Origin of the sequence: Mesorhizobium sp. M1C.F.Ca.ET.210.01.1.1 (assembly GCF_004791585.1) — a bacterium.
Lineage (GTDB): Bacteria > Pseudomonadota > Alphaproteobacteria > Rhizobiales > Rhizobiaceae > Mesorhizobium.
The window spans coordinates 1-23,766 of record NZ_SRUU01000046.1; the positions used below are offsets into that span (position 1 = coordinate 1).

The 23,766-nt window shown below is 64.9% G+C and carries 20 protein-coding genes and 2 pseudogenes; 10 read left to right on the top strand and 12 right to left on the bottom strand.

Annotated features, from left to right (window positions below):
• A pseudogene (locus EN853_RS35380) lies at nt 1-104 on the top strand (IS110 family transposase); the annotation flags it as partial.
• 79 nt (nt 105-183) lie between these two features.
• On the opposite strand, the gene EN853_RS30515 reads toward EN853_RS35380, so the two are convergent.
• From EN853_RS30515 to EN853_RS30540, 6 genes are all read right to left on the bottom strand, one after another.
• A complete protein-coding gene (locus EN853_RS30515; protein ID WP_127862718.1) occupies nt 184-2,238 on the bottom strand; it encodes a M3 family metallopeptidase in 2,055 nt (684 codons plus the stop codon).
• A gap of 77 nt (nt 2,239-2,315) precedes the next feature.
• The gene (locus EN853_RS30520; RefSeq protein WP_127862719.1) at nt 2,316-2,732 is read right to left on the bottom strand and encodes a nuclear transport factor 2 family protein; all 417 of its coding nucleotides are present in this window, start codon (nt 2,730-2,732) and stop codon (nt 2,316-2,318) included.
• A gap of 22 nt (nt 2,733-2,754) precedes the next feature.
• Nucleotides 2,755-3,396 (bottom strand): carbonic anhydrase, encoded by a 642-nt coding sequence (locus EN853_RS30525; RefSeq protein WP_127862720.1) that lies wholly within the window; start codon nt 3,394-3,396, stop codon nt 2,755-2,757.
• Between the two features lie 151 nt (nt 3,397-3,547).
• Entirely contained in the window at nt 3,548-4,309 is a 762-nt protein-coding gene (locus tag EN853_RS30530; protein ID WP_127862721.1) for a DUF429 domain-containing protein, read from the bottom strand.
• Nucleotides 4,306-5,190: a pyridoxal kinase PdxY gene (pdxY, locus tag EN853_RS30535; protein ID WP_127862722.1), complete on the bottom strand. Its 885-nt coding sequence runs from the start codon at nt 5,188-5,190 to the stop codon at nt 4,306-4,308. The genes EN853_RS30530 and pdxY overlap by 4 nt, the downstream gene beginning before the upstream one ends.
• A 12-nt stretch (nt 5,191-5,202) precedes the next feature.
• Complete coding sequence (locus EN853_RS30540) at nt 5,203-5,454, bottom strand: hypothetical protein (protein ID WP_127862723.1); 252 nt, start codon at nt 5,452-5,454, stop codon at nt 5,203-5,205.
• A gap of 152 nt (nt 5,455-5,606) precedes the next feature.
• Between EN853_RS30540 and EN853_RS30545 the strand changes: the two genes are divergently transcribed.
• From EN853_RS30545 to ppa, 5 genes are all read left to right on the top strand, one after another.
• Nucleotides 5,607-6,251, top strand: a complete 645-nt coding sequence (locus tag EN853_RS30545) for a LemA family protein (RefSeq protein ID WP_127862724.1) — start codon at nt 5,607-5,609, stop codon at nt 6,249-6,251.
• A gap of 188 nt (nt 6,252-6,439) precedes the next feature.
• Nucleotides 6,440-7,252, top strand: a complete 813-nt coding sequence (locus tag EN853_RS30555; RefSeq protein WP_189343926.1) for a YgcG family protein — start codon at nt 6,440-6,442, stop codon at nt 7,250-7,252.
• Nucleotides 7,253-7,258: 6 nt separating this feature from the next.
• Nucleotides 7,259-7,897, top strand: coding sequence for a TPM domain-containing protein (locus tag EN853_RS30560; RefSeq protein ID WP_127862742.1), 639 nt, complete (start codon nt 7,259-7,261; stop codon nt 7,895-7,897).
• Between the two features lie 343 nt (nt 7,898-8,240).
• Nucleotides 8,241-8,747: a GNAT family N-acetyltransferase gene (locus EN853_RS30565; RefSeq protein ID WP_127862726.1), complete on the top strand. Its 507-nt coding sequence runs from the start codon at nt 8,241-8,243 to the stop codon at nt 8,745-8,747.
• Nucleotides 8,748-8,962: 215 nt separating this feature from the next.
• The gene (gene ppa, locus EN853_RS30570) at nt 8,963-9,496 is read left to right on the top strand and encodes an inorganic diphosphatase (RefSeq protein ID WP_127862727.1); all 534 of its coding nucleotides are present in this window, start codon (nt 8,963-8,965) and stop codon (nt 9,494-9,496) included.
• Nucleotides 9,497-9,609: 113 nt separating this feature from the next.
• Here the strand turns inward: ppa and EN853_RS30575 are convergent, their stop codons facing one another.
• Complete coding sequence (locus EN853_RS30575) at nt 9,610-10,200, bottom strand: hypothetical protein (protein ID WP_127862728.1); 591 nt, start codon at nt 10,198-10,200, stop codon at nt 9,610-9,612.
• Between the two features lie 102 nt (nt 10,201-10,302).
• Nucleotides 10,303-10,920 (bottom strand): TetR/AcrR family transcriptional regulator, encoded by a 618-nt coding sequence (locus EN853_RS30580; protein ID WP_127862729.1) that lies wholly within the window; start codon nt 10,918-10,920, stop codon nt 10,303-10,305.
• Between the two features lie 78 nt (nt 10,921-10,998).
• On the opposite strand from EN853_RS30580, the gene EN853_RS30585 reads away from it, so the two are divergent.
• Nucleotides 10,999-12,258, top strand: coding sequence for an MFS transporter (locus EN853_RS30585; RefSeq protein ID WP_127862730.1), 1,260 nt, complete (start codon nt 10,999-11,001; stop codon nt 12,256-12,258).
• Between the two features lie 314 nt (nt 12,259-12,572).
• A complete protein-coding gene (locus EN853_RS30590) occupies nt 12,573-14,147 on the top strand; it encodes an alkaline phosphatase (RefSeq protein ID WP_127862731.1) in 1,575 nt (524 codons plus the stop codon).
• A 212-nt stretch (nt 14,148-14,359) separates the two neighbouring features.
• On the opposite strand, the gene EN853_RS30595 is transcribed toward EN853_RS30590, so the two are convergent.
• Nucleotides 14,360-14,629: a hypothetical protein gene (locus EN853_RS30595; RefSeq protein WP_245517240.1), complete on the bottom strand. Its 270-nt coding sequence runs from the start codon at nt 14,627-14,629 to the stop codon at nt 14,360-14,362.
• 213 nt (nt 14,630-14,842) lie between these two features.
• On the opposite strand from EN853_RS30595, the gene typA reads away from it, so the two are divergent.
• Entirely contained in the window at nt 14,843-16,672 is a 1,830-nt protein-coding gene (typA, locus tag EN853_RS30600; RefSeq protein ID WP_127862732.1) for a translational GTPase TypA, read from the top strand.
• Between the two features lie 54 nt (nt 16,673-16,726).
• Here typA and EN853_RS30605 read toward each other — a convergent pair.
• The 3 genes and pseudogenes from EN853_RS30605 to EN853_RS30615 form a co-directional block, all read right to left on the bottom strand.
• Nucleotides 16,727-17,348 (bottom strand): annotated as a pseudogene (locus EN853_RS30605) (DUF1062 domain-containing protein).
• Between the two features lie 372 nt (nt 17,349-17,720).
• On the bottom strand, nt 17,721-18,044 hold the full coding sequence (locus tag EN853_RS30610; protein WP_245517241.1) for a hypothetical protein: 324 nt from the start codon (nt 18,042-18,044) through the stop codon (nt 17,721-17,723).
• A gap of 147 nt (nt 18,045-18,191) precedes the next feature.
• Nucleotides 18,192-18,755 (bottom strand): peroxidase-related enzyme, encoded by a 564-nt coding sequence (locus tag EN853_RS30615; protein ID WP_127862734.1) that lies wholly within the window; start codon nt 18,753-18,755, stop codon nt 18,192-18,194.
• Nucleotides 18,756-18,882: 127 nt separating this feature from the next.
• On the opposite strand from EN853_RS30615, the gene EN853_RS30620 reads away from it, so the two are divergent.
• Nucleotides 18,883-23,682, top strand: coding sequence for an NAD-glutamate dehydrogenase (locus tag EN853_RS30620; protein ID WP_127862735.1), 4,800 nt, complete (start codon nt 18,883-18,885; stop codon nt 23,680-23,682).
• Nucleotides 23,683-23,766 lie beyond the last annotated feature (84 nt).

A 23,766-nucleotide genomic window follows, 5' to 3' on the forward strand; every position in this document is an offset into this window, starting at 1 on the left:
GCAAGGAGAAAATGGTCATCCGTATCGCGCTCGCCCGCAAGCTGCTCGTCATTCTCAATGCAAAAGCACGCGACGCGCGCAGCGAGTTCGCAAATGCAACTTGACACCTCAGATAGTCGCTCATCCGTCTCGGCACTGCGCGCCGATCCACCTTCTCCCACAAGGGGAGAAGGGAAGGGCGCGCTACACCAGCCCGCGCTTCACCATCATCGCATCGGGCGACGGCATCTTGCCGCGGAAGGCGGTGTAGAGCTCTTCGGGATCCTTCGAGCCGCCGGCGGCGTAGATGTTCTTCTTCAGCCGCTCGGCCAGCGCCGGATTGAAGGGATCGCCGGTTTCCTCGAAGGCCGAAAAGGCGTCGGCGTCGAGCACTTCCGACCACATGTAGGAGTAATAGCCGGCTGAATAGCCGTCGCCGGAAAAGACATGGCCGAAATGCGGCGTGCGGTGGCGCATGGCGATGGTGTCGGGCATATGCAGCCTGTCGAGCGTTTCGGCCTCGAAACGAAGCGGCTCGCCCGGCGCGTCCGGCCGCGCGTGATAGGCCATGTCGATCAGCGCCGACGCGGTGAACTCGACGGTGGCGAAGCCGGCGCCGAAGGTGCGGGCGGCAAGCATCTTGTCGAGCAGGTCCTTCGGCATCGGCTTGCCGGTCTTGACGTGCAGCGCGTGCTTTTCCAGCACCGCCGGCACCGTCAGCCAGTGCTCGTAGAGCTGCGAGGGCAGCTCGACGAAATCGCGGCTGACAGATGTGCCGGAGACAGACGGCCATGTGACGTCGGTCAGCATGCCGTGCAGCGCATGGCCGAATTCGTGGAACAGGGTCTTGGCCTCATCGACCGACAGAAGCGCTGCCTCGCCGGCCGGCGGCTTGGCGAAGTTCATGATGTTGTAAATGACAGGCTTGGCGCCATGCCCAAGCTTGTAGCCGGATTTCAGCGCGCTCATCCAGGCGCCCGAGCGCTTGGAGGGCCGCGCGAAATAGTCGGCTAAAAACAGGCCGCGCTCGCTGCCGTCGGCGTTCTTGACCACGAACGCGCGGGCATCGGGATGCCACACCGCAATGCCCTTCTTCTCCTCGAAGGTGATGCCGAACAGTCTTGTGGCGACGTCGAAGCAGGCCTCGATGACGCGCTCGAGCTGCAGGTAAGGCTTCAGCTCGGCCTCATCGAAAGCGAATTTCTCGGCGCGCAGCTTCTCCTGGTAGAAGCGCCAGTCCCAGGCGGCGAATTTCTCATTGCTGCCGGCTTCGGTTGCCAGCCGCTCCAGCTCCTTCTGGTCGGCGGCAGCTTTTTCCAACGCCTTTTCCCAGACCGGATCGAGCAGGTCATGCACGGCTTTCGGAGTCTTGGCCATGGTGTCGTCAAGCTTGAGCGCCGCGAAGGACTCATACCCCAGCAGCCTCGCTTTCTCGGCGCGCAGCTTCAGCATGTCCCGAACGACCGACGTGTTGTCGGAAGCGCCCCCGTTCTGGCCGCGCATGGTGAAGGCGCGGAAGGCCGTCTCGCGCAGGTCGCGGCGTTCGGAAAACGTCGAGAACGGCTCGTAGATCGAGCGCGACAGCGTGACCGCATAGCGGCCCTTCTGGCCGCGCATCTCGGCGGCCTCGGCCATTGCGCTCTTCAGAAAATCGGGCAGGCCGACGAGATCGGCCTCGTCGAGGAACAGCGCCCAATCGCGCTCGTCGGCAAGCACGTTCTGGCCGAATTTTGTGCCGAGCGAGGAAAGCTCCTCATTGATGGCCGCGAGCCGCTTCTTGCCTTCGGCATCGAGCTTGGCACCGGAGCGGACAAAGCCTTTCCAGGTCCTTTCCAGCACGCGCAGCGTTTCGGGATCGAGGTTCAGGCTCTCGCGGCGCTGGTAAAGGTCGTCGATGCGGGCAAACAGCTTCTCGTTCATCGAGATCGCCGAGAAATGCCTGGACATCTTCGGCGAGATCTCGCGCTCAAGCGCCTGGATATCCTCGTTGGTGTGGGCGCCGGCGCGGCACCAGAAAATCGACGAGACATGGTCGAGCGGCTCGCCGGCGAGCTCCAGGGCGGCCAGCGTGTTGTCGACGGTCGGCGTTTCGCCGTTGCCGGCAATCGCGTCGATCTCGGCCTGATGCGCCTGCAGCGCCACGTCGAAGACCGGGCCGAAATCGCCGTCACCGATGCGGGAGAAATCCGGCAGGCCAAGCGGCCCTTGCCAGACAGTCAACGGATGGGTGGCGAGGTCGACGGTATTTGAAGAGGACAAGGACAATTCCGGTGGGCTGGATGGCGGCGGGTGCTTCCGATGTAGGGCGGTGCCTGCCACCGCGCAACATGGAGATTTCAGTAGTCGCTGCAGTCCTGCGCGATCGCGGTCTGGGTGCTGGCGGTGATGCGGCCGCCGACGACGGTGAAGGTCTCGCGCATCAGCGTGTCGTTTTCGGGGAAGTCGTAGCAGGCGAGCACAGTGGTCTCGCCGTTCTCGCTCTTCTCGATGCGGTGGCGGATGGTGGCGCCGGCGACCGCGCCCTGCCATTCGTCGATCGATTCGAGGAATTCCTGCTTGTCCTGGACGACGCCGACGTCGTCGAGCTTCATGCGCACGTCGTCGGCGAGCAGGTCCGACAATTCGGTGCGGTCGGCGACCAGGAGCGCCGAATACCAGCGGTCGATGATGGCGCTGTCGTCGGCGCTGGCGTGGACGATCGCGGACAGCAGCAGCGCCGCCGCAAGCAAGAACTTCCACCAGATCCGGTCCATCAGCCTCTCCCCGGCTCCGGCGTCACAGCTCCGGTCGCTCGAAATCCCCAGTCTCCTTGTTCATCACCCAAAGCTCGCCCGTCGATATGTCGAACCAGGCGCCGTGCAGGGAGAGCCTTCCCTTGCCTTCGAGGATCGAGACGCAGGGGAAGGTCCGGAGATTGGCGATCGAATAGCGGATCGAGATGCGCTCCAGCGCGGTCTGCCGCTCCGTCGCCGTCATCAAGGTGCTTGCCGCCACCGTCTCCGCCGCCGGTGCGATCAGGCTCATCCATTTGCCGATGAAATCGCCGGGCGACAGCGGCGCCGAATTGGTGTCGAGCGCGGCGCGGATGCCGCCGCAGCGGCCGTGCCCCATGACCACGATGTTCTTGACCTTCAGGCTCTGCACGGCAAACTCCAGGGCGGCCGAGGTCGAGTGGAACTCGCCGTCCGGCTCATAGGGCGGCACCAGATTGCCGACATTGCGCAGCACGAAAAGCTCGCCGGGTCCGGCATCGAAGATCGCTTCCGGGGCCGAGCGGGAATCGCAGCAGGCGACGATCATCGTTTCGGGCGCCTGGCCCTCGCGCGCCAGCGAGCGGTAGCGTCCGCTCTCGGCGGGATAGCGACCGCTCATGAAGTTGCGATAGCCGGCGAGGAGATGCTCGGGGAGGTGAGGCATTGGCGGCTGGAGCCTTTCCGGGGTTGGAGACGGCAGCTCGTTGCGATCGAAAAAAGGCTCTAACGGCAAAAGCCGGTCGCGGGCAATGCCGAATTGCGGATGGCCCCGTCGCAATCGCGATGCCGCCAAAAGCTGCGCAGCCGATTTTGCCTCAAGCCCAGATGGCAACCTGGATGCCGAAACGGTCGGCCAAGGGCGGATCAGGGGAAGGCCGTGCCTCGCCGCTGACGATCCGTCCGGCGATCAACATCATGGCCGCCGCGTCGAGGAAGTCGTCGCTGGCGGCGCCCCTCGGCGGCGCTTGGTCGAGAAAGCCCTTGTCGTAGCCATGCCGGCGGAGCAGCGCCTTGCGCTCTTCCATGCCGGCAGGGTTGACGGCGCCCTTGACCTTCTTCGGCAGCATCATCGCAATGCCGCCGTTCAGCCGGCAGAAGGCGACCTCGGGGTGCGATTCGAAGACGCGGCCGCGCAGATCCGGTCGGGCGATCAGAAGCTGATCGATCTCGCGGATCTTGGCGAAGATGCCGAAGGCCTGGATGGAAACACCGCGCGGCGGATCCGAGGTGGCCTTCGCGATCTCGCTCGCCCGCCGATGCGCGGCATACCAGGCCCCGACCGTGGTGAAGTCGCTGGTGTCGGCGTAGAGCGCGGCGCGCGATGGTATGGCAAAGACGCTGGATTGCCGTGCTCCGAGCAGCGGCCGCACCAGCGCTTCCGGCCCGCGCCCGCCTCGGCTGGAAAAATCCGGCAGGCCGATCGGCATGTCGACGGCGATCGTGGCGTCTGGCAGGGCATCGAGCAGCGCCTGGAAACTCGGGAATAGCGCTACTGAAGGCACTGCGCCGGCTTCGCGATGGACGGCGATCCAGCCGGCCTTGCAGCCGTCGACCCCGGCCAGCGCGCCGCGCGTCACGCCCGCTTGTCCCGCCCGGGATGGAGGAGATGGCGAAGCTGCACCATGGCCATCGGATGCGACAGGCTCTGCGCGTCGGTTTCGAGCTGCAGCTCGTCGCCGCCGCGTTTGGCGGTGCGGGCCAGGATCTCGTAGACGGCGGCCGTGGTCGACTGCAGCGCCTTTGCCGGCGGCTGGCCGGCGAGGATGCGGGCGAGATAGACGGCGGCCGTCAGGTCGCCCAGCCCGTTCGGCGGCTTGTCGATCATGCGATGCTCGGCAAGCAGCGCCTGGCTGCCGTCGAGCAGGAAATTGCCGGTGCCGCCTGTCATCGAGGACGGCGCCGAGGTCACCAGCATGGTCGAAGGCCCGGCATGAAGTGCTGCCGCCGTCACCGATTTGATGTCGGGCAGCGGCGCGCCGGCCATCCATTCGAGCTCATAGCGGTTGGGCGTGGCGATGTCGGCGATCGGCATCAGCCTGTCACGCAAGGCGACGGCCGTCGGCTCCGGCACGTAGAGCCCGCCCGAATCGCCCATCACCGGATCGCAGACATAAAGGGCGCCGGGTGTCCTGGCCTTGACGGCTGCGACCAGCGAGGCGACGGCCTCTGCCTGGCCTGGCTCGCCGAGATAGCCCGAGAGCACGGCTCGAACCTCGCCCAGCCACGGTGCGCGCTCGAGATCGGCCATCAGCGCCTTGAACTGGTCGAGCGGCGGCACGATGCGCGTGGCGCGGCTGTGGCCGGGGTGCCAGGGCAGGATGACGGTGGGCACCGCCCAGACCGGAAAGCCCAGCGTCTCCAGCGCGAAGACCGCGGCGCGGTTGCCGACCGAGCCGCGGGCGACATGGCTGGAGATGACGATGACCGCACGCGGCGCGTCGGTTTTCTCTGCGTTCATGGAAATCCGTTCCTAGCCACCCCGCGTGGCGACATACACCAGCCAGGCCAACAGCCCAATGGCGATGATGAGGCCGAGCGTTCGGCCAATGCGGGTGCCCCAATATTCGATCGGGTCGGAGCGGTCGGCGTCCGCGGCGGTCACGCGGTCGCGCGCACCCTTCGCGGCGCGGGCGATGAAGGAGGCGCCGCCCGGCGCCGTCTCACGCTCGATGCGCTCGAGGATACGGCGCGATTCGTTTTCGTCGTCCCGGCGCTCGGCCATGGCAAATGTCCTTTCCTGCCCGGAGCTTAGCCTGTTCGAGCGTGTATTCACAGGGGCCGCGGCCGGATCGGGGCGCCGCCACGACCGGGTCATTTTCTTGCGCGCAGATTGTGCTATTGCTTCGCACGCAACTTTGACCCGAGGGAGCAATCATGTTTGCCCAGCGCCTTCCCCTACCCTCCGCCCTCCGCAACTTGCCCGCCTTGCTGATGATGGCTTTCGTGCTGCCGCTGCTTGCCGGCTGCGGCTACAACACCATCCCGACGGCCGAGGAGAATGCCAGGGCGGCCTGGAGCGAGGTGCTCAACCAATACCAGCGCCGCTCCGACCTGATCCCGAACCTGGTCGAAACGGTGAAAGGCTATGCCTCGCATGAGAAGGACACGCTCGACGCCGTCGTCCAGGCGCGCGCCAAGGCAACCCAGATCACGGTGACGCCCGAAACGCTGAAGGACCCGGAAGCGTTGAAGAAATTCCAGGATGCCCAGGCCGGGCTGACGGGCGCCCTGTCGCGGCTGATCGCGGTTTCGGAGGCCTATCCCGACCTCAAGGCCAACCAGAATTTTCTTGCCCTGCAGGCGCAGCTCGAAGGCACTGAAAACCGCATCGCGGTGGCGCGCCGCGACTACATCCAGGCAGTCAGGGATTACAATCTGACGCTGAAGACCTTCCCGTCGGTGCTGTGGGCGACCTTCTGGTTCCGCGGCAACGAGCCTTTCGCGAACTTCACAGTCGAGGAAGACAAGATGCAGGTGCCGAAGGTGGACTTTGGCACGAGCACGAAGCAGGGCGGGTGAATCCAGCGAGCCTGTCAGCCTTGAGCTCCGTCACACCCCCCTCTGGCCTGCCGGCCATCTCCCCCGCAAGGGGGGAGATTGGCAGCTTCTTTGCCGGCCATCTCCTTCAGACGCCGAAAATCGGCGAAAGGGTAGATGACATCCGATCTCCCCCCTTGCGGGGGAGATGGCCGGCAGGCCAGAGGGGGGTGCGCACGAACGCATTCATTGGCTTCTTGCTCACTCTCACCTTCCTCCTCCCACTCGCCGCCCTCGCCGCCGATCTCCCGGCGCTTACCGGACGCGTGGTCGACAATGCCGGCATCATCGATGCCGGCACGCGCGCGGCGCTGACGCAGAAGCTCGCCGACTTCGAGACGAAAGGCTCGGACCAGATCGTCGTCGCCACCATCCCCAGCCTCGGCGGCGAGGAGATCGAGCCTTACGCCAACCGGCTGTTCCGTTTCTGGAAGCTCGGCCAGGCCAAGGAGAACAACGGCGTTCTTCTCCTGGTGGCGCCGAACGACCGCAGGATGCGCATCGAGGTCGGCTACGGGCTCGAAGGCACGCTGACCGACCTGCACACCAAGCTGATCATCGAGAACGACATGGTGCCGGCCTTCCGCGCCGGCGACTTCTCCGGCGGCATAAGCAAGGCCGTCGACGACATGATCATGGTGCTGGAGGGCAATCCGGAGGAGCTGGAGGCACGCGGCAAGCGCAACGAGCAAGCCCCGTTCAACTCCGACGACCTGTTCTTCACGATCTTCATCACGATCTGGATCATCATCCTGGTCGGCAGCCTTGCTGCCTCCATCCTGCCGCCGATCTTCGGCCAGAAGATCGGCCCCGGCCGCTACCGCTGGCTGGGCATGACTTTCGAACCGGGCCGGCGATCATCCGGCGGCGGCTGGTCGTCGGGCAGCTCAGGCGGCGGCTGGTCCTCGGGCGGCGGTGGTGGCGGCGGATTCTCCGGCGGTGGCGGCTCGTCGGGCGGCGGCGGCTCTTCTGGAAGCTGGTAGCAGATGATGGCAACGCGACCGATCAGCCCGCAGGACCACAACCGCATCGCCGACGCGATCCGCGCCGCCGAGCAGAAGACCGACGGCGAAATCTACTGCGTCGTCGCGCATGCCAGCGACGGCTATTTCTTCCCTGCGGCCTCGATCGCGGCTTTCGCCACCCTTATCGTCGGCCTCGCCGTTGCCTATGGGCTGGAGGCCTGGTGGCTGACCATCCGTCTGCCGCATTTCGTGCTGGCCCAGCTTCTGGCGCTGGGCTGCCTGCTGGTGCTGTTGTGGATACTGCCCGGGCTGCGCATCCACCTGGTGCCGCGCCGGCTGCGCTACCAGGCGGCGCACGCCAATGCGATGAAGCAGTTCCTGGCCCGCAACGTCCACCGCACGAGCGCGCGCACCGGCGTGCTGGTCTTCGTCTCGATCGCCGAGCGCTATGCCGAAATCGTCGCCGACAGCGGCATCGATGCCAAGGTCGGCCAGGATGTCTGGGACGGCATGGTGGGGGAATTGACCCGGCATGCCGGCGAAGACCGGCTCGCCGACGGTTTTGTTCGTGCGATCGAATCAGTCGGCGCGGTGCTCGCCGAGCATTTCCCCGTCACCGCCGGCGACACCAACGAACTGGACGATCACCTCGTCGAAATCTGAGAGCCGGCCTGTAAACCCTGCTTCGCTGGACGCCTGACGCGGTCTTCCGCGCTTCCGATGCCCACAGACCCGGCGCATGACCCCGGAACCGATATCGGTTTCCCGAAAGGATCATGCGCCACTCAAAAAATGTTGGAGCGTCCTTTGCGCGTCCGTGGACGCGCGGCGCTCCAATGTCCGCTGCGCTTCGGGTCTCGAAAATCACGTCATCCGCCTCGGCGGAGCGCGTTTCCAGGCCGGCTCTACCTGGTCTCACCAGCGTGTCTTCTCCTTGTGCGAAAGCGCGGATGCGGCGGAGCGGACTCTTTGCAATCGGGCGAAGCGGGTCTATGGTTAACAAATCATGAACACGCTGACGATCGACATCCGCAAAGCCGACCCTCGCGACGCGACCGCCATCGCGGAAGTGCATCAGGAAGCTTGGCGCGGCGCCTATTGCGGCATCATCCCGCACCGCACGCTGACGGCCATGATCAATCGCCGCGGCCCCGACTGGTGGGCGAACGCGATTCGCCGCGCGGCCACCGTGCTGGTGGTCGAGATCGGCGGCACGATCGCCGGCTATGCCACGATCGGCAAGAACCGCGCCCGCGAGCTCAGGCAACAGGGCGAGATCTATGAGCTTTACCTGCGGCCGGAGTACCAGGGCATCGGGCTGGGCAGCCGGCTCTTCGAGGCGGCGCGGACGCGCCTGGCCGATCACGGCCTCAGGGGCCTGGTGGTATGGGCGCTGGAAGACAACCACAATGCTCTGGCCTTCTATGCCGGCAATGGCGGCCGCGACGTCGCCGAGGGCGTCGAGGTCTTCGAGCAGAAGGCGCTGAAGAAGGTTGCCTTCGTCTGGGAATGATGGGCGCGGCCAAAGCGCGTCGCGCTGCGACGCACTTGCAAGTTTCTGCCTCGATGCATGTCGTTCTCCCAAAACCGCTGCGCACTTTTGGGGCGACATGCATTACAACCCATCACAAAGTGTGCGCTTCCATTAGCGTTCAGCACCATTCGCCGCATTGCACCATGACGCGTGTCCCGCTATCGGTCTGACAAAGATCGAGAGGGATTTGAGCTATGCGTATCGAAGCCGTGCCCACCGGAAAGAACCCGCCTGACGACATCAACGTCATCATCGAGGTGCCGATCGGCGGCGAGCCGATCAAATACGAGATGGACAAGGAGGCCGGCACGCTGTTCGTCGACCGCTTCCTGCACACCTCGATGCGTTATCCCGGCAATTATGGCTTCGTGCCGCACACGCTGTCCGGCGACGGCGATCCGATCGACGTCCTGGTCTGCAACACGCGCGCGCTGGTGCCGGGCTGCGTCATCAATGTGCGCCCCATCGGCGTGCTGATCATGGAAGACAATGCCGGCCAGGACGAGAAGGTGATCGCGGTTCCGTCGCCCAAGCTGACGCTGCGCTACGAGAATGTCACCGAATACACGCACCTGCCGGAAATCACGCGCCAGCAGGTGCAGCACTTCTTCGAGCACTACAAGGATCTCGAGCCCGGCAAATGGGTCAAGATCGAGGGCTGGCACGATTCCAAATACGCCAAGAAGATGATCGTCGAGGCGATCGAGCGGGCGAAGGCGGCAAAGTAGGGCGGAGCCCTCGGCCTCGTCATCCCAGGGTCTCCGCGACGGCGCTCCGCTCCTGGCTCGCCCTGGGATGACGAATGCGAGAGGCGTTGCAGCCCTACACTCGCGAATGCAGCCTAATTATCCACCCGGCCAAACTCCGGCACCTCGCCGATCACCTCGCGCTTGTCCTTGCCGCAGGCAAAACCCTTCGCCTTTTCATCGGCAAGCTTGCGCGCCTGATCGTTGGCCTGGGCGTTGCCGGTGGCGAGCACCAGGCCAATGGTGCAGCCCTCATGCTTCTCCGGCTGGGCGACCTTGGCGACGACCAGCACTTCGGTCGGCTTGTTCTCGTTTTCGGGATTGCTCACCGAGCGGCGGTGGATGGCTGCGAAGGGGATGGCGACGTCGCCTTTTGTCTCGATGCGCCACTCGACCTTGGCTCCAGAGGAGTTGAAGGCGGAAAAGCTCTCCCACACCGCGGTCATGTCGTCGGAGGGAAAGCCGTAGTAGACGGACTCGCGCGCGTCGTCGTAGCCGACCAGCACCGGATAGCCGCGATAGCCCGAACAGGCGAGGCTCGCCCAGTCGCCGTCGCCTTCTTCGGCCTGCGCGTAAGTCACGCAGTCCTTCTTCCAGTCGAGATCGGTGTAGGCGCTGGAAATATCGCCGGCATGCGCTGCCGAGCACAAAGCGACAAGGCCAAGAGGGATCAGAAGCGCACGCATGCCGGGGCATCTCCAGTGAAGGTCGCCCGAGCGTAGCGTCAAATTTCCGACCGGCCTAGCTGCGTCGGGATTGAGATTGGGCAGCGCCGGCGTTCGAAAGTCTTATTTCTTCAAGCTGGCTTCGATCAGCAGGTCGGCATTGCGGGCGACCGATGCCGCAGGCCCGCCGAGGCCGAACAATTGGCCGCTGATATAGGCGCCCTCGATGAGGAGCAGCAGGCCGTCGCCGAGCGTGTCGGAATCCGCCGCGCCCATCGCCGCCGCCATGGCGCGCAGGCGCCGGCGCAATTCCTGCTTGTTGTTCTCGCTGACGACGCGCGCCGGATGGCCGTGCTCCGGATATTCGACCGCGGCATTGGTCATGCCGCAGCCGCGATAGTCCGGCTTCTGCGTGCGCTTGCCGACCCGGGTGAGGAACGCGATGATCTGGGCGCGCGGATTGCCCGGATGCGCCTCGACGGCCTCGTCGAAGCGCTCCCAGAACTCGAGGTCATACTTGCGCAGATAAGAGGCGGCGAGCTCGTCCTTGGACGGGAAGGTACGGTAGAGGCTGGGCTTGGTGACGCCGGCGCGCTTGACGATCTCGTCGACGCCGATCGCACGGATGCCTTCGCGATAGAACAGGTCCCGTGCCACGTCGAGGATCTTGTCGGCGGCCTTGGGCGTCGACGCGGCGGGAGCCTCGTTGATCGACGCTTCAATTTTATTGTCCGGTGGCATCCAACAAACTCGCTTGACAATGTTACTGACCGGTACGTATGTATGGCGACATCCAATTGCAACGTACCGGTCAGTAACATGATAGCTCAGTCCCGCCCGTTTGGCCAGCGCTACGCCTTCGTCGTCGTTGCCGTCATTTTCCTCTGCCTGCTGATCGCCGCCGGGTTGCGCTCCGCGCCCTCCGTCATGATGCTGCCTCTGGAAGAGAGCTTCGGCTGGCGCCGCGACGTCGTCTCGCTGGCCGCCGCCGTCGGCATCTTTCTCTATGGTATGACCGGGCCGTTCGCCGCGGCGCTTATGGAGCGGATCGGCTTGCGCCGCACGCTGCTTGTATCACTGCTGGTGATGTCGGGGTCGACGGCGCTCAGCCTATGGCATCTACTGATCACATGGGGCGTGTTTTCCGGCATCGGCTCGGGTGCGGTCGCGACCGTGCTCGGCGCAACAATCGTCAATCGCTGGTTCAAGACCAATCGCGGCCTGGTGATGGGGCTGATGTCCGCCTCGAGCGCCACCGGCCTGCTGGTGTTCCTGCCGCTGCTCGCCTCGCTGGCGCAGGCGGGCGGCTGGAAGCCGGTCGCCATCGCCATCGCGATCGCCACCGCCGCCCTGGTGCCATTGGTCTATCTGCTGGTGCCGGAGCGCCCGGCCTCGATCGGCCAGGTGCGTTACGGCGCCGACGCCGACGACGTGCCGCCGGCCTCGCAAGGCAATTTCCTGGCACATACACTCAACACGCTGCGCCGGGCCGCCGGCACGCGCGTGTTCTGGTATCTGTTCGCCACCTTCTTCATCTGCGGCTTCACCACCAACGGGCTGGTCGGCACGCATCTCATCTCCTTTTGCGGCGACATGGGGATCGGCGAGGTGCAGGCGGCGGGCCTGTTGTCGCTAATGGGCATATTCGACCTGATCGGCACCACGCTGTCGGGCTGGCTCACCGACCGCTTCGACCCGCGCAAGTTGCTCGGCGTCTACTATGCGGTGCGCGGCCTGTCGCTGATCTACCTGCCCTATTCCGGCTTCTCGGCGGTCAGCCTGATCATCTTCGCCGTGCTCTATGGCCTCGACTGGATCGCCACCGTGCCGCCGACGCTGCGGCTCGCCAACGAAGCCTTCGGCGACCGCAGCGGGCCGATCGTGTTCGGCTGGATCGTCGCCGGCCACCAGGTGGGCGCGGCGGCGGCGGCCGCCTTCGGCGGCACGATGCGGGAACTGCAGGGCAACTACGAATTGGCGTTCCTGATCGCAGGCATGACGGGCATCGCAGCGGCGTGTATCTCGCTCTTGATCAACACCAGCCGGCCGGCGTTCGAGCCGGAGCCGCAGGCGGCCTGAGGCGTGCCGATATTCAGGTGAGGCCGGCCTGCAAACGGCGGTCTCCCACGCTTCCGGTGCTCACGTACGTTAGGTAGGCTCCGCTCCGGTTCTCGGAGACCGCCATTTTCGGCTCGGCCTGACCTGAATCTCGACACACCTCCGCGGACGGTTGCAAAATTGGAACTTCAAAAGGCGGCCTGACACTCAGGCTGGCCTTCGTTGCCAGGCTTACCCGCCTGTTGGTTGTCAGAAAAACTTCATGGTTCCGATATGCGCCTGAAACATTGAGGCGAGAGCTTGGCGGTCCCGTTCAACGCCATCCGGAGACAGCCATGAACAAGCTCTCGTTGACCCGCCGCGCTTTCGTCACCTCAGCCAGCGCCTTTGGCCTTGTCGGCGCCTCCGGTCTTGCGCTGCCCTACTATTCTCGCGCCAATCAGCGCCCGGCCTTCACTCATGGCGTGCAGTCCGGCGATGTCGACGCTACCTCCGGCATGGTCTGGACCCGCACCGATCGCCCGGCACGCGTGATGTACGAAGTGTCGACGACCGAAAGCTTCACTGACGCGACGCGACTGGCTGCGCTCGATACCTCGCCGGCCAGCGACTACACGGTGAAGCGGCTGGTCACCGACCTCGCCTCCGACCAGGACATCTTCTACCGCATGACCGCTGCCGACCTTTCCGACATCAACGCCGTCTCGGAGCCGATCGTCGGCCGCTTCCGCACCGCGCCGGCCTCGAAGCGCGACGTGCGCTTCGCCTGGTCGGGCGACACCGCCGGCCAGGGATGGGGCATCGACGAAACCGGCATGAAGACCTATTCCACCATCGCCAAGCACACGCCGGACTTCTTCCTGCATTCCGGCGATACCATCTATGCCGACGGCGCCATGAAGGACGAGGTCGACCTTCCCGGCGGCGGAAAGTGGAAGAACGTCGTCATGATCGACGGCAAGCGCAAGGTCGCCGAGACGCTCGACGAGTACCGCGACCAGTGGAAATACAACATGTTGGACAAGCATGTGCTCGGCCTCGCCGCCATCTGCCCGACCTTCTATCAGTGGGACGACCATGAGGTGCTGAACAACTGGTCGGATTCAAAGGACCTGACCGCCGACAACCGCTACGCGGAAAAGTCCATCCACGTGCTGGCGGCCCGCGCGGCGCGCGCCTTCCACGAGATGACGACCATCCGCTACGAACCGTCGGAGCCCGGCCGCGTCTATCGCAAGATCGCCCATGGGCCGCTGCTCGACGTGTTCTTCCTCGACTTGCGCTCCTATCGCGGCCCGAACGGCCCGGACATGGAGGAAACGCTGACGCCGAAGTCGCGCATGCTCGGCGAGCAGCAGACGCAGTGGCTGAAGCGGGAGCTGGCGAACTCCAAGGCGACATGGAAGATCATCGCCGCCGACATGCCGCTCGGCCTGGTCGTATGGAACGATGCGGCCAAGAAGGCCGGCGCCGAGGCGGTCAGCAACGGCGACAATGGCGCGCCGAAGGGCCGCGAGCTCGAATTCGCCGATCTGCTGCGCTACATCAAGAACGCCGGCATCACCAACACGGTGTGGCTGACCGCCGACGTCCACTACACGGCGGCGCACTACTACAATCCGGACAAGGCGCAGTTCCAGGATTTCAATCCGTTCTGGGAGTTCGTCTCCGGCCCGATCCACGCCGGCACGTTTGGTCCCAACGATCTCGACATGACCTTCGGGCCCGAGCTGAAGTTCATCAAGGCGCCGACTGCCGAGCAAGGCCAGAACCTGCCGCCGTCCGCCGGCCTGCAGTTCTTCGGGCTGGTCGACATTTCCGGCGCCACCGAGCAGCTCACCGTGCGGCTGATGGATCGCGACGACAACGAGCTCTACAAGGTGACGCTCGACCCGGTGCGGTCGGCTTAGGCTGCGTTGATATTCAGGTGATGCCGGCCTGCGAACGATGGTTTCCTGCGCTTCCGGTGCTCACGTACTTTAAGTACGCTCCGCTCCGGTTCTCGAAAACCACCGTTCTCGGCTTGGCCTGACCTGAATCTCAACACACCCTAGGCCAGCAGCGGCGTCAAAGATCCATGCTGTGGCGGTCCAGCACTAATTCGGAAATGCGATGAAGAGCGTCAGTCCGGATAGCAGGTCGCTGGGATGTTCGGCCAGACGGCCGTGTCGCAACTGGCTGCCTTCTGCCGCTGCTTGAAGGCGGCGCTGACAGGGCCGGTGACGATCGGGTCGACGCCGTCGGGGGCGTCGGCGAACATCTGCTGCGCGGTCCTGGCGTCAAGCGGCGAGATCGGGTCAGCTTCTCTGAGGGCCGTCGCCGACTGCGCCACGCCCGCTGCAAGCAGCACGCCAAGCGCTGCCCATGCCAAAACCGGACGCAATCTGGACATCTGATCGGTCATGAACATCGAACTGCCCGGCCCCTCAAAGGTTCCGCCTTGGTTAACAGAATCATTTCACACCAAGACGTTTAAGAATCAGTGACCATGTATTTGGGGTGGGGCCTCCCCTTTCGCAATTGCGAAAAACCTTGTATGAGCCGCGCAACCGAAAAAGGCGGCGCTTTTGGGCCTGCTGCCTGCAACGCTCCCGAGACCAGACAAATGAACCTCCGCAATATCGCGATCATCGCGCATGTCGACCATGGGAAAACCACGCTCGTCGACCAGCTCCTGAAACAGTCCGGCGCCTTCCGCGACAACCAGCGCGTCGCCGAACGCGCCATGGATTCCAACGACCTCGAAAAGGAACGCGGCATCACCATCCTGGCCAAGGCGACCTCGGTCGACTGGAAGGGCACCCGCATCAACATCGTCGACACGCCCGGACACGCCGATTTCGGCGGCGAGGTCGAGCGCATCCTGTCGATGGTGGATTCGGCGATCGTGCTCGTCGACGCCGCCGAAGGGCCGATGCCGCAGACCAAGTTCGTCGTCGGCAAGGCGCTCAAGGTGGGTCTCAGGCCAATCGTCGTCATCAACAAGATCGACCGGCCGGATGCCCGCCACATCGAGGTGGTGAACGAGGTGTTCGACCTGTTCGCCGCGCTCGACGCCACGGACGAGCAGCTCGATTTCCCGATCCTCTACGGCTCCGGCCGCGACGGCTGGGTGTCGGAGGACCCGGAGGGCCCGAAGGACCAAGGCCTGGCGCCGCTGTTCGACCTGGTCGTCACGCACGTGCCGGCGCCGACGGTGCATCCCGGCCCGTTCCGCATGATCGGCACCATCCTCGAAGCCAATCCGTTCCTCGGCCGCATCATCACCGGCCGCATCGAGTCCGGCACGCTGAAGCCGAACCAGGCGGTCAAGGTGCTGCATCATGACGGCACTCAGATCGAGACCGGACGTATCTCGAAAATCCTCGCCTTCCGCGGCCTCGAGCGCCAGCCGATCGAGGAAGCGCAGGCGGGCGATATCGTCGCCATCGCCGGCCTGTCGAAGGGCACCGTCGCCGACACCTTCTGCGATCCGAGCGTGATCGAACCGCTGCATGCGCAGCCGATCGACCCGCCGACCGTGACGATGTCCTTCCTCGTCAACGACAGTCCGCTTGCCGGCACCGAGGGCGACAAGGTGACCAGCCGCGTCATCCGCGACCGCCTGCTGCGCGAGGCCGAAGGCAATGTCGCGCTCAAGATCGAGGAATCGCCGGAGAAGGACTCCTTCTTCGTCTCCGGCCGCGGCGAATTGCAGCTTGCGGTGCTGATCGAGACGATGCGCCGCGAAGGTTTCGAGATCGCCGTGTCGCGGCCGCGCGTCGTCATGCAGAAGGGTGAAGACGGCCAACTGCTCGAACCCGTCGAGGAAGTCGTCATCGACGTCGACGAGGAGCATGCAGGCGTCGTCGTGCAGAAGATGTCGGAGCGCAAGGCCGAGATGGTGGAATTGCGCCCCTCCGGCGGCAACCGTCAGCGTCTCGTCTTCCACGCCCCGACCCGCGGCCTGATCGGCTACCAGTCGGAGCTGTTGACCGACACGCGCGGCACCGCCGTGATGAACCGGCTGTTTTATGCCTATGAGCCGTACAAGGGTGAATTGCCCGGCCGCACCAACGGCGTGCTGATCTCCAACGAGCAGGGCGAGTCGGTCGCCTATGCGATGTGGAACCTGGAGGACCGCGGCCCGATGATCATCGATCCGGGCGTCAAGGTCTATCAGGGCATGATCATCGGCATCCACTCCCGCGACAACGACCTCGAAGTGAACGTCCTGAAGGGCAAGAAGCTCACCAATATCCGCGCCGCCGGCAAGGACGAGGCGGTGAAGCTTACGCCGCCGGTGCGCATGACGCTGGAGCGGGCGCTGGCCTGGATCCAGGACGACGAGCTGGTCGAGGTGACGCCGAAGACCATCCGGCTCCGGAAGCTCTATCTCGACCCGAACGAGCGCAAGCGCTTCGAGAAGTCGGCCAAGGTGATGGGCGCGGCATAAATTTCTCGCGGCGGTCTAACGAGGGAGGGAGCGGTGCTCCCTCCCTTTTTCATTTCAGCCGCAAGCAGCCGAGGCGATGGCGTTGCGATCGACCTCGCCGGAAAGATCGATGCGGACCGCCATGCCGTCGCGCGCCGGCCTGCGTAGCGCGTTGGCGCCGTCCGGCTCGATCGCCAGCAACTGCCGTTCCTGCCAGGTTTGAAGCCTCGATCGCGAGATGCCGAGCTCGCCGGCAAGCAGGCGGTCGAGCCGCAAGGGCGTTGCGGCGTCGAGCCGAAGCTCGAGCCAAAGCGCGGTCGCGCCTTCCGGTCGGCCGTCCAACGGCTCTTTTCGGACCGTGACGTCGTGAAATTCCTCGATCTGTCCGCTCCGGGTTCGCAGTGCCACCGCATCGAAGGCATGGCGCTGCGCGAGCGCCGGATCGTTGCTTTCGAATGCCGTGAGCAGGGCCGGTTCGATGTCGCGGCGGTTGCAGCGCTCAAAAATGGTGAAATTCCAGGAATTGTCGCAGCCCGTGCAGCGATAGATCAGCCAGGCGTCGATGCGCTTGCCGTTGGCGTTGACGCGGAATTTGCCGCTGCATCGATATCACGCCGCCGCAGCGATTGCAGTTGAGGAGAGGTCGAGGCGCGATTTGGGGCGCGATCGCCCAGCGGATACGCAACAGTCCAGACATGCCGGTTGGCCCTTCCCGTCGGGAAGTCCGTCAGGCCGGAGATGTCCGAGATGCCCATCAGGCTCGGCGTGGCAAAAGGCTGTGTTGGTTAGAAATCAGGCGTCGGCGGGCTGCGCGCGACGGCGGCTCAGCAATGCCAAACCGGTCTCGAAACCGCCGCCTGAAGAACACATGAAAATGATGCAGGTGCCGCCAAGGCTGCGCCTGCGGTGTTTTCGGGGAGTAGACGAGACCGGCGGTTACTGAGGCAAAATCTGGCTCGAAATGGATGTCGCGACGGCACTTTTACCTGCGAGGCGGCAGGCAGGCAAGGCCAGTGCGTTGCCCGCCTTGCCACGGAGTGCCGCGGCGGCCGCCACGCGCTTCCGAGCGCTACATCATCTCGATGATCGGCGCGATCTCGACGCTGAAGGCCGGGTTCGTCAGGATCGGGCATCCCTTGGCCTTGGCGACGGCATCGTCGATGTCCTTCGCCTCGACGATCGTATAGCCGGCGGTCGGATTGCTGCCACCATTGTTCTCGACCGCGCCGCCGGGCAGCACCGTTCTCGACATACCGACGGGATTACCGCCGTCGACGACGGCGGTGCCCAGCTTGTCATACCAGCCGGTCCAGGCGTCCATCGCCGCTTTTCGTTCGGCCTCGTCGGTCGGCATCTTGCCGGAGCCGTGATAGACATAGAGATATTTTGCCATGTTCTTCCTCCCTTGTCGGCGGCATCGAACCGGCATGCGGCCATGCCGCAGGGCGATATGCGGCTAGGCCGCAATCGTTGATCATCGGCCCAAACGGCGGGGCGGGCAATGAAAAATTCGAAGTAGCTAATGTAATGCTGGCGAGCCTCACCGCGCCATGGCGTGGTATTCGTCGTTCGGGCGCATGTCGACGGCGGCCGCCACCCGGTTCGACATGTTGAAGAAGGCGGCGGTCGAGGCGATGTCCCAGATATCGCGGTCGGTGAAGCCGGCCTGGCGCAGGGCGGCGCGGTCGGCCTCGACGATCTTGGCCGGTTCCTCCGTCAGCTTGACCGCGAATTCGAGCATGGCGCGCTGGCGAGGGGTGAGGTCGGCAGCGCGGAAGTTCATCGCCATCATCTCGCCCAGCGCCGGGTCGCCGGAAAGCTGTCGCACGGCCGCGCCATGCGCGGCCAGGCAGTAATAGCAGTGGTTGATCGAGGAAACGGCGACCGCGATCATCTCGCGCTCCAGCTTCGACAGGCCGGAATCGCCCAGCATCAGATCATTGTACATGTCGGTGAAGGCGCGCAGCTTCTTCTCGTCGAAGGCGTAGGCCAGAAGCACGTTGGGGACGAGGCCGAGCTTCTCCTCGCATTTGGCGAAATAGGCTTTTGTCGCCTCGCTGAGCTCCGCCTGGACCAGGTCCAGCGCGGTAATCCTGTCGGTCATGATCGTTCTCCTCGCCGGGCGACGGCGTCGGTTCGAATTTCTTAAAACGTCGTCAAACCTTTGTCGCCAAACAGCGCTCATCTGCTACCATAGCGGCAAAAGCATATGACGGGAGGGAATTAACGCCATGGCCAGCCTCAGAACAGCAAGCCAGTCAAAAAAGGCGGTTGCGACAAGAAAAGACACGGCCAAGGGCGGTGACAAAGCCGGCAAGCTCGCCGACTACCTGCTTGCCCGCGCACCCGCCGAAGACATCGCCGCCTATGACGTCGCCGACCTCGCACGCGCGGCGGATCTCGCCGGACGCGCCGTCGCCAAGCACAAGAAGGGCGACAGCGTCGTCGCGATAGAGGTTGACTCAGGCGTCGTGCGCGAGGGCCGGCCGGTGACGGTGATCACCGTCGTCAACGACAACATGCCGTTCCTGTTCGATTCCGTTCTCGGCGAGGTCACCGACAGCGCCGGCGAGCCCCTGCTGGTCACGCATCCGGTCATCACCGTCAGGCACGGCAAGGGCGGCGTCGAGGAAATCCTCGGCGACGGCGGTTTCACCAGGGCCGACGACAGCCATGACCGGCTGAGCGTCATCCATGTCCATATCGGACGTCTTTCAGCCGACGCGGCCGGGGCTTTGGCCGGGCGATTGAAGAAGCTGCTTTCCCAAGTGCGCTCCGCGGTCACCGACTGGAAGTCGATGCTGGCCCGCCTTGACCAGGCGATCCATGAATTCCGCTACGCGCCGGTGCCGCTTGACAAGGCCAGCGTCACCGAGGCGATCGCCTTCCTCGAGTGGCTGCGCGACGACAACTTCACCTTCCTCGGCATGCGCGAATTCAAATACACCGGCAGCGAGAAAAGCGGCACGCTTGAACGCGCCAACAAGCCGGGCCTCGGCATCCTGTCCGATCCCGACGTGCTGGTGCTGAGACGCGGCACGGAAGCGGTGACGACGACGCCGGAGATCCGCGCCTTCCTGCACGGGCCGGAACCACTGATCGTCACCAAGGCGAACGCCAAGTCGTCCGTGCACCGGCGCATCTATCTCGATTACATCGGCATCAAGACCTACACTGCCAAGGGCACGCTCGCCGGCGAGTTGCGCATCGTCGGGCTTTTCACCTCGACCGCCTACACGCGCTCGGTGATGAAGATCCCCTATCTGCGCTCGAAGGCCGAGACCATCATCGCGAAATCCGGCTTCAACCCCAGCGATCACTCCGGCAAGGCACTGATCAACGTGTTGGAGAGCTATCCGCGCGACGAGCTATTCCAGGTTCCCGTGCCGATCCTGCGCAAGCATGCCGAAGCCATATTGGGATTGGTCGAAAGGCCGCGCGTCAGGGCGCTGGTGAGGGCCGATCAGTTCGACCGCTTCGTCTCCGTGCTCGTCTTCGTTCCGCGCGATCGCTACGACAGCGTCGTGCGCGAGAAGATCGGCGCCTATCTCAAGACGGCTTTCGAAGGGAGACTGTCGGCCTATTATCCCGCCTTCCCCGAAGGCGGCCTGGCGCGCGTCCACTTCATCATTGGCCGCTCCGGCGGCAAGACGCCGAAAATAGAGCAGGCCACCATCGAGGCTGCGATCCGCGATATCGTGCGCACCTGGGACGATGCACTGAGGGAGACAGCGGCAGAGACCGGCGCGGATACAAAGTTGACTTCCATCGCGTCGCGCTTTTCGGAAAGCTATCGCGACTCCTTCCCACCGGCGGTGGCGCTGGCCGACGCCGGCCGCATCGCCAGGATCGACGCCGACAACCCGATCGCCATCGACTATTACCGCCATGGCGATCAGAAACCGCACCAGGCGGCGCTCAAGATCTATCACTATGGCACGCCGGTGGCGCTGTCGCGGCGCGTGCCGGTGCTCGAGAACATCGGATTCCGCGTCATCAGCGAGCGCACCTTCGAGGTCGGCGACGACGCCTCCGGCATGGTCTTCATCCACGACATGGAACTGGAGAACAGTTACGGCAAGCCGATCGACCTTTCCGGCGGCGGTGGACTGTTCGAGGACGCCTTCCTGTCGGTGTGGCGCGGCGATGTCGACAATGACGGCTATAACGGCCTCGCCCAGACCGCCGGCCTGTGGTCGGGCGAGATCACCATCCTGCGCACCTATGGCCGCTACCTGCAGCAGGCCGGCATTCCGCAGAGCCAGGATTTCATCGCCGCGGCGCTGAACCGCTATCCCGAGATCGCGCGCGGCCTGCATCAGCTGTTCGTCGCGCGCCTCGGGCCGAAGGCCGAAACCGAAGGCGTGGTCGCCGCCAAGCACCTCAAGGCCAAGATCAAGGATGCGCTGGAAGAGGTGCCCAACATCGATGACGACACCATCATCCGCCGCTATCTCAACCTGATCGAAGCCTCGCTGCGCACCAATCATTTCGTCGCCGATACGAAGGAGAAGGGGCAGTCGCTGGCGATCAAGCTCGACTCGCAGGCGGTCGACGGCCTGCCGGCGCCGCGGCCGTGGCGCGAGATCTTCGTCTACGGCTCCGAGGTCGAGGGCGTGCATCTGCGCTTCGGTCCGGTCGCGCGCGGCGGCCTGCGCTGGTCGGACCGCGCCCAGGACTACCGCACCGAGGTGCTGGGTCTCGTCAAGGCGCAGCAGGTCAAGAACGCGGTCATCGTCCCGGTCGGCGCCAAGGGCGGCTTCTATCCAAAGCGGCTGCCGGTCGGCGGCACTCGCGACGCGATCTTCGAGGCCGGCACCTCGGCCTACAAGAATTTCGTCTCCAGCCTGCTTTCGATCACCGACAATATCGGCGTCGGCGGCGTCGTCCCGCCGGCCGGCGTCGTGCGGCGTGATCCTGACGATCCCTATTTCGTCGTCGCCGCCGACAAGGGCACGGCGACGTTCTCCGACACCGCCAACGCCATTTCAGAAAAGCACGGCTTCTGGCTCGACGACGCCTTTGCCAGCGGCGGCTCAGCCGGCTACGACCACAAGAAGATGGGCATCACCGCCAAGGGCGCGTGGGAAGCGGTGAAGCGGCATTTCCGCGAGATGAACCGCGATATCCAGACCTCGCCCTTCACCGTGGTCGGCGTCGGCGACATGTCGGGCGACGTGTTCGGCAACGGCATGCTGTTGTCGCCTGCGACCAGGCTGATCGCCGCCTTCGACCATCGCGATATCTTCATCGATCCCGATCCGGACATGGCGGCCTCGCTGGCCGAGCGCCAGCGCATGTTCGCGCTGCCGCGCTCGTCCTGGCAGGACTATGACAAGTCGAAACTGTCGGAAGGCGGCGTCATCGTCTCGCGCAGCCAGAAGTCGATCACGCTGCCGGCGGCGGCGGCGGCCGCGATCGGTCTCGGCAAGACCACGGCGACGCCGGTCGAGATCATGAACGCCATCCTCAAGGCGCCGGTCGATCTTCTGTGGTTCGGCGGCATCGGCACCTATGTCCGGGGCTCAGGCGAAACCAACCAGGACGTCGGCGACCGCGCCAACGACGCCATCCGCGTCACCGCGCTCGAGGTGCGCGCCAAGGTCATAGGCGAGGGCGCCAATCTCGGCGTCACGCAGCGGGCGCGCATCGAATTCGGCATGAATGGCGGCCGCTGCAATTCCGACGCCATCGACAATTCGGGCGGCGTCAACTGCTCCGACGTCGAGGTCAACATCAAGATCGCGCTGGCATCCGCCATGCGCAAAGGCTCGCTAGCGAGGCCGGCGCGCAACAAGCTGCTCGCCGAGATGACCGAGGACGTCGGCGGGCTGGTGCTCTCCAACAACTACCAGCAGACGCTGGCGCTTTCGCTGGCGCGCAGGCGGGGGCTGGCCGACATCGCGCATCAGGCGCGTTTCATGACGGCGCTGGAAGCGCGCGGCCTGCTCGACCGCGCGGTCGAGACGCTGCCCTCTCCGGCGGCCCTTGCCGAGCGCGAGGCGCGCGGCGAGCCGCTGACCAGGGCCGAACTCGGCGTGCTGCTTGCCTATGCCAAGATCGTTCTGTTCTCCGACATCGTCGCCAGCGACGTGCCGGACGATCCGCATTTCGACCGTGACCTGATGGGCTATTTCCCTGAGCGCATGGCGAAGAAATTCGCCGGCGAAATCCGCGACCACCGGCTGCGGCGCGAGATCATCGCGCGCGTCGTCGCCAACGATCTGGTCAATCGCGGCGGGCCGTCCTTCTTCAACCGCCTGCAGGAAGCCACGGGGCGCAGCGCGGCCGACGTCGTTCGCACCTTCGCCGTGGTCCGTGACGGCTTCGCGCTGCCTTCGCTCTATCGCGAGATCGACTCGCTCGACAACCTGATCGACGGCCAGATGCAACTCGATCTCTACCAGTCGGTTAGCCGGCTCATCTTCGTGACAAGCGGCTGGTTCCTGAAGAACGACCTGGACTCGGTACCGCTCGGCCAGCGCATTGCCGAGCTGCAGGAGGCGCGCAAGGCGCTGGAGCCGAAGCTCACCTCGCTGCTGCCGGCCTTCTCGCGCGAGCGGATCGAGGAGCGGCGGCATGGCCTGTTCAAGGGCGGCGCGCCCGAGAAACTGGCCGAGAAGCTGGCGCTCGCGGAGGTGGGTGAGCTGATCCCGGACATCGCGCTCACCGCGCGCACGGCCAACGCCGACATCGTCAGCGCGGCCAAGGCCTTCTTCGCCGTCAGCGACGCCTTCCGCATCCCGCGCGTCGAGGAAGCCGCGCGCTCGATCATGCCGCCGGACTATTACGACCAGTTGGCGCTGTCGCGCGCGACGGACACGATCGGCGCCGCAAGGCGCGGCATCGCGGTCGCGGCGCTGACCGCCCACGGCAATGCATCCGATCCCGTCGCCGCCTGGCTCGAAGCCGGCGGCGAGCGCGTCGCGCGCATCCGCGAGCGGCTGCAGGCGCTGACCGAAGGCGGCGAGATCACCGTGTCGCGGCTCTCGGTGACATCCGGGCTGATGAGCGACCTGACAGGGATGTAGGCATTACTGAGTTCCTCGCCCCGCCAGAGCGGGGGAGAGGTGGCCGCGAAGCGGCCGGAGAGGGGGCCTTCGCAGGGCGGAGAC

What these genes read in the sequence shown, in the direction of transcription:
- EN853_RS30520 (WP_127862719.1), bottom strand. Translation starts at nt 2,732, where the DNA reads ATGGACCGGATCTGGTGGAAGTTCTTGCTTGCGGCGGCGCTGCTGCTG.
- EN853_RS30525 (WP_127862720.1), bottom strand. Translation starts at nt 3,396, where the DNA reads ATGCCTCACCTCCCCGAGCATCTCCTCGCCGGCTATCGCAACTTCATG.
- pdxY (WP_127862722.1), bottom strand. Translation starts at nt 5,190, where the DNA reads ATGAACGCAGAGAAAACCGACGCGCCGCGTGCGGTCATCGTCATCTCC.
- EN853_RS30540 (WP_127862723.1), bottom strand. Translation starts at nt 5,454, where the DNA reads ATGGCCGAGCGCCGGGACGACGAAAACGAATCGCGCCGTATCCTCGAG.
- EN853_RS30545 (WP_127862724.1), top strand. Translation starts at nt 5,607, where the DNA reads ATGTTTGCCCAGCGCCTTCCCCTACCCTCCGCCCTCCGCAACTTGCCC.
- EN853_RS30560 (WP_127862742.1), top strand. Translation starts at nt 7,259, where the DNA reads ATGGCAACGCGACCGATCAGCCCGCAGGACCACAACCGCATCGCCGAC.
- EN853_RS30565 (WP_127862726.1), top strand. Translation starts at nt 8,241, where the DNA reads ATGAACACGCTGACGATCGACATCCGCAAAGCCGACCCTCGCGACGCG.
- ppa (WP_127862727.1), top strand. Translation starts at nt 8,963, where the DNA reads ATGCGTATCGAAGCCGTGCCCACCGGAAAGAACCCGCCTGACGACATC.
- EN853_RS30575 (WP_127862728.1), bottom strand. Translation starts at nt 10,200, where the DNA reads ATGCGTGCGCTTCTGATCCCTCTTGGCCTTGTCGCTTTGTGCTCGGCA.
- EN853_RS30580 (WP_127862729.1), bottom strand. Translation starts at nt 10,920, where the DNA reads ATGCCACCGGACAATAAAATTGAAGCGTCGATCAACGAGGCTCCCGCC.
- EN853_RS30585 (WP_127862730.1), top strand. Translation starts at nt 10,999, where the DNA reads ATGATAGCTCAGTCCCGCCCGTTTGGCCAGCGCTACGCCTTCGTCGTC.
- EN853_RS30590 (WP_127862731.1), top strand. Translation starts at nt 12,573, where the DNA reads ATGAACAAGCTCTCGTTGACCCGCCGCGCTTTCGTCACCTCAGCCAGC.
- EN853_RS30595 (WP_245517240.1), bottom strand. Translation starts at nt 14,629, where the DNA reads ATGTCCAGATTGCGTCCGGTTTTGGCATGGGCAGCGCTTGGCGTGCTG.
- typA (WP_127862732.1), top strand. Translation starts at nt 14,843, where the DNA reads ATGAACCTCCGCAATATCGCGATCATCGCGCATGTCGACCATGGGAAA.
- EN853_RS30610 (WP_245517241.1), bottom strand. Translation starts at nt 18,044, where the DNA reads ATGGCAAAATATCTCTATGTCTATCACGGCTCCGGCAAGATGCCGACC.
- EN853_RS30615 (WP_127862734.1), bottom strand. Translation starts at nt 18,755, where the DNA reads ATGACCGACAGGATTACCGCGCTGGACCTGGTCCAGGCGGAGCTCAGC.
- EN853_RS30620 (WP_127862735.1), top strand. Translation starts at nt 18,883, where the DNA reads ATGGCCAGCCTCAGAACAGCAAGCCAGTCAAAAAAGGCGGTTGCGACA.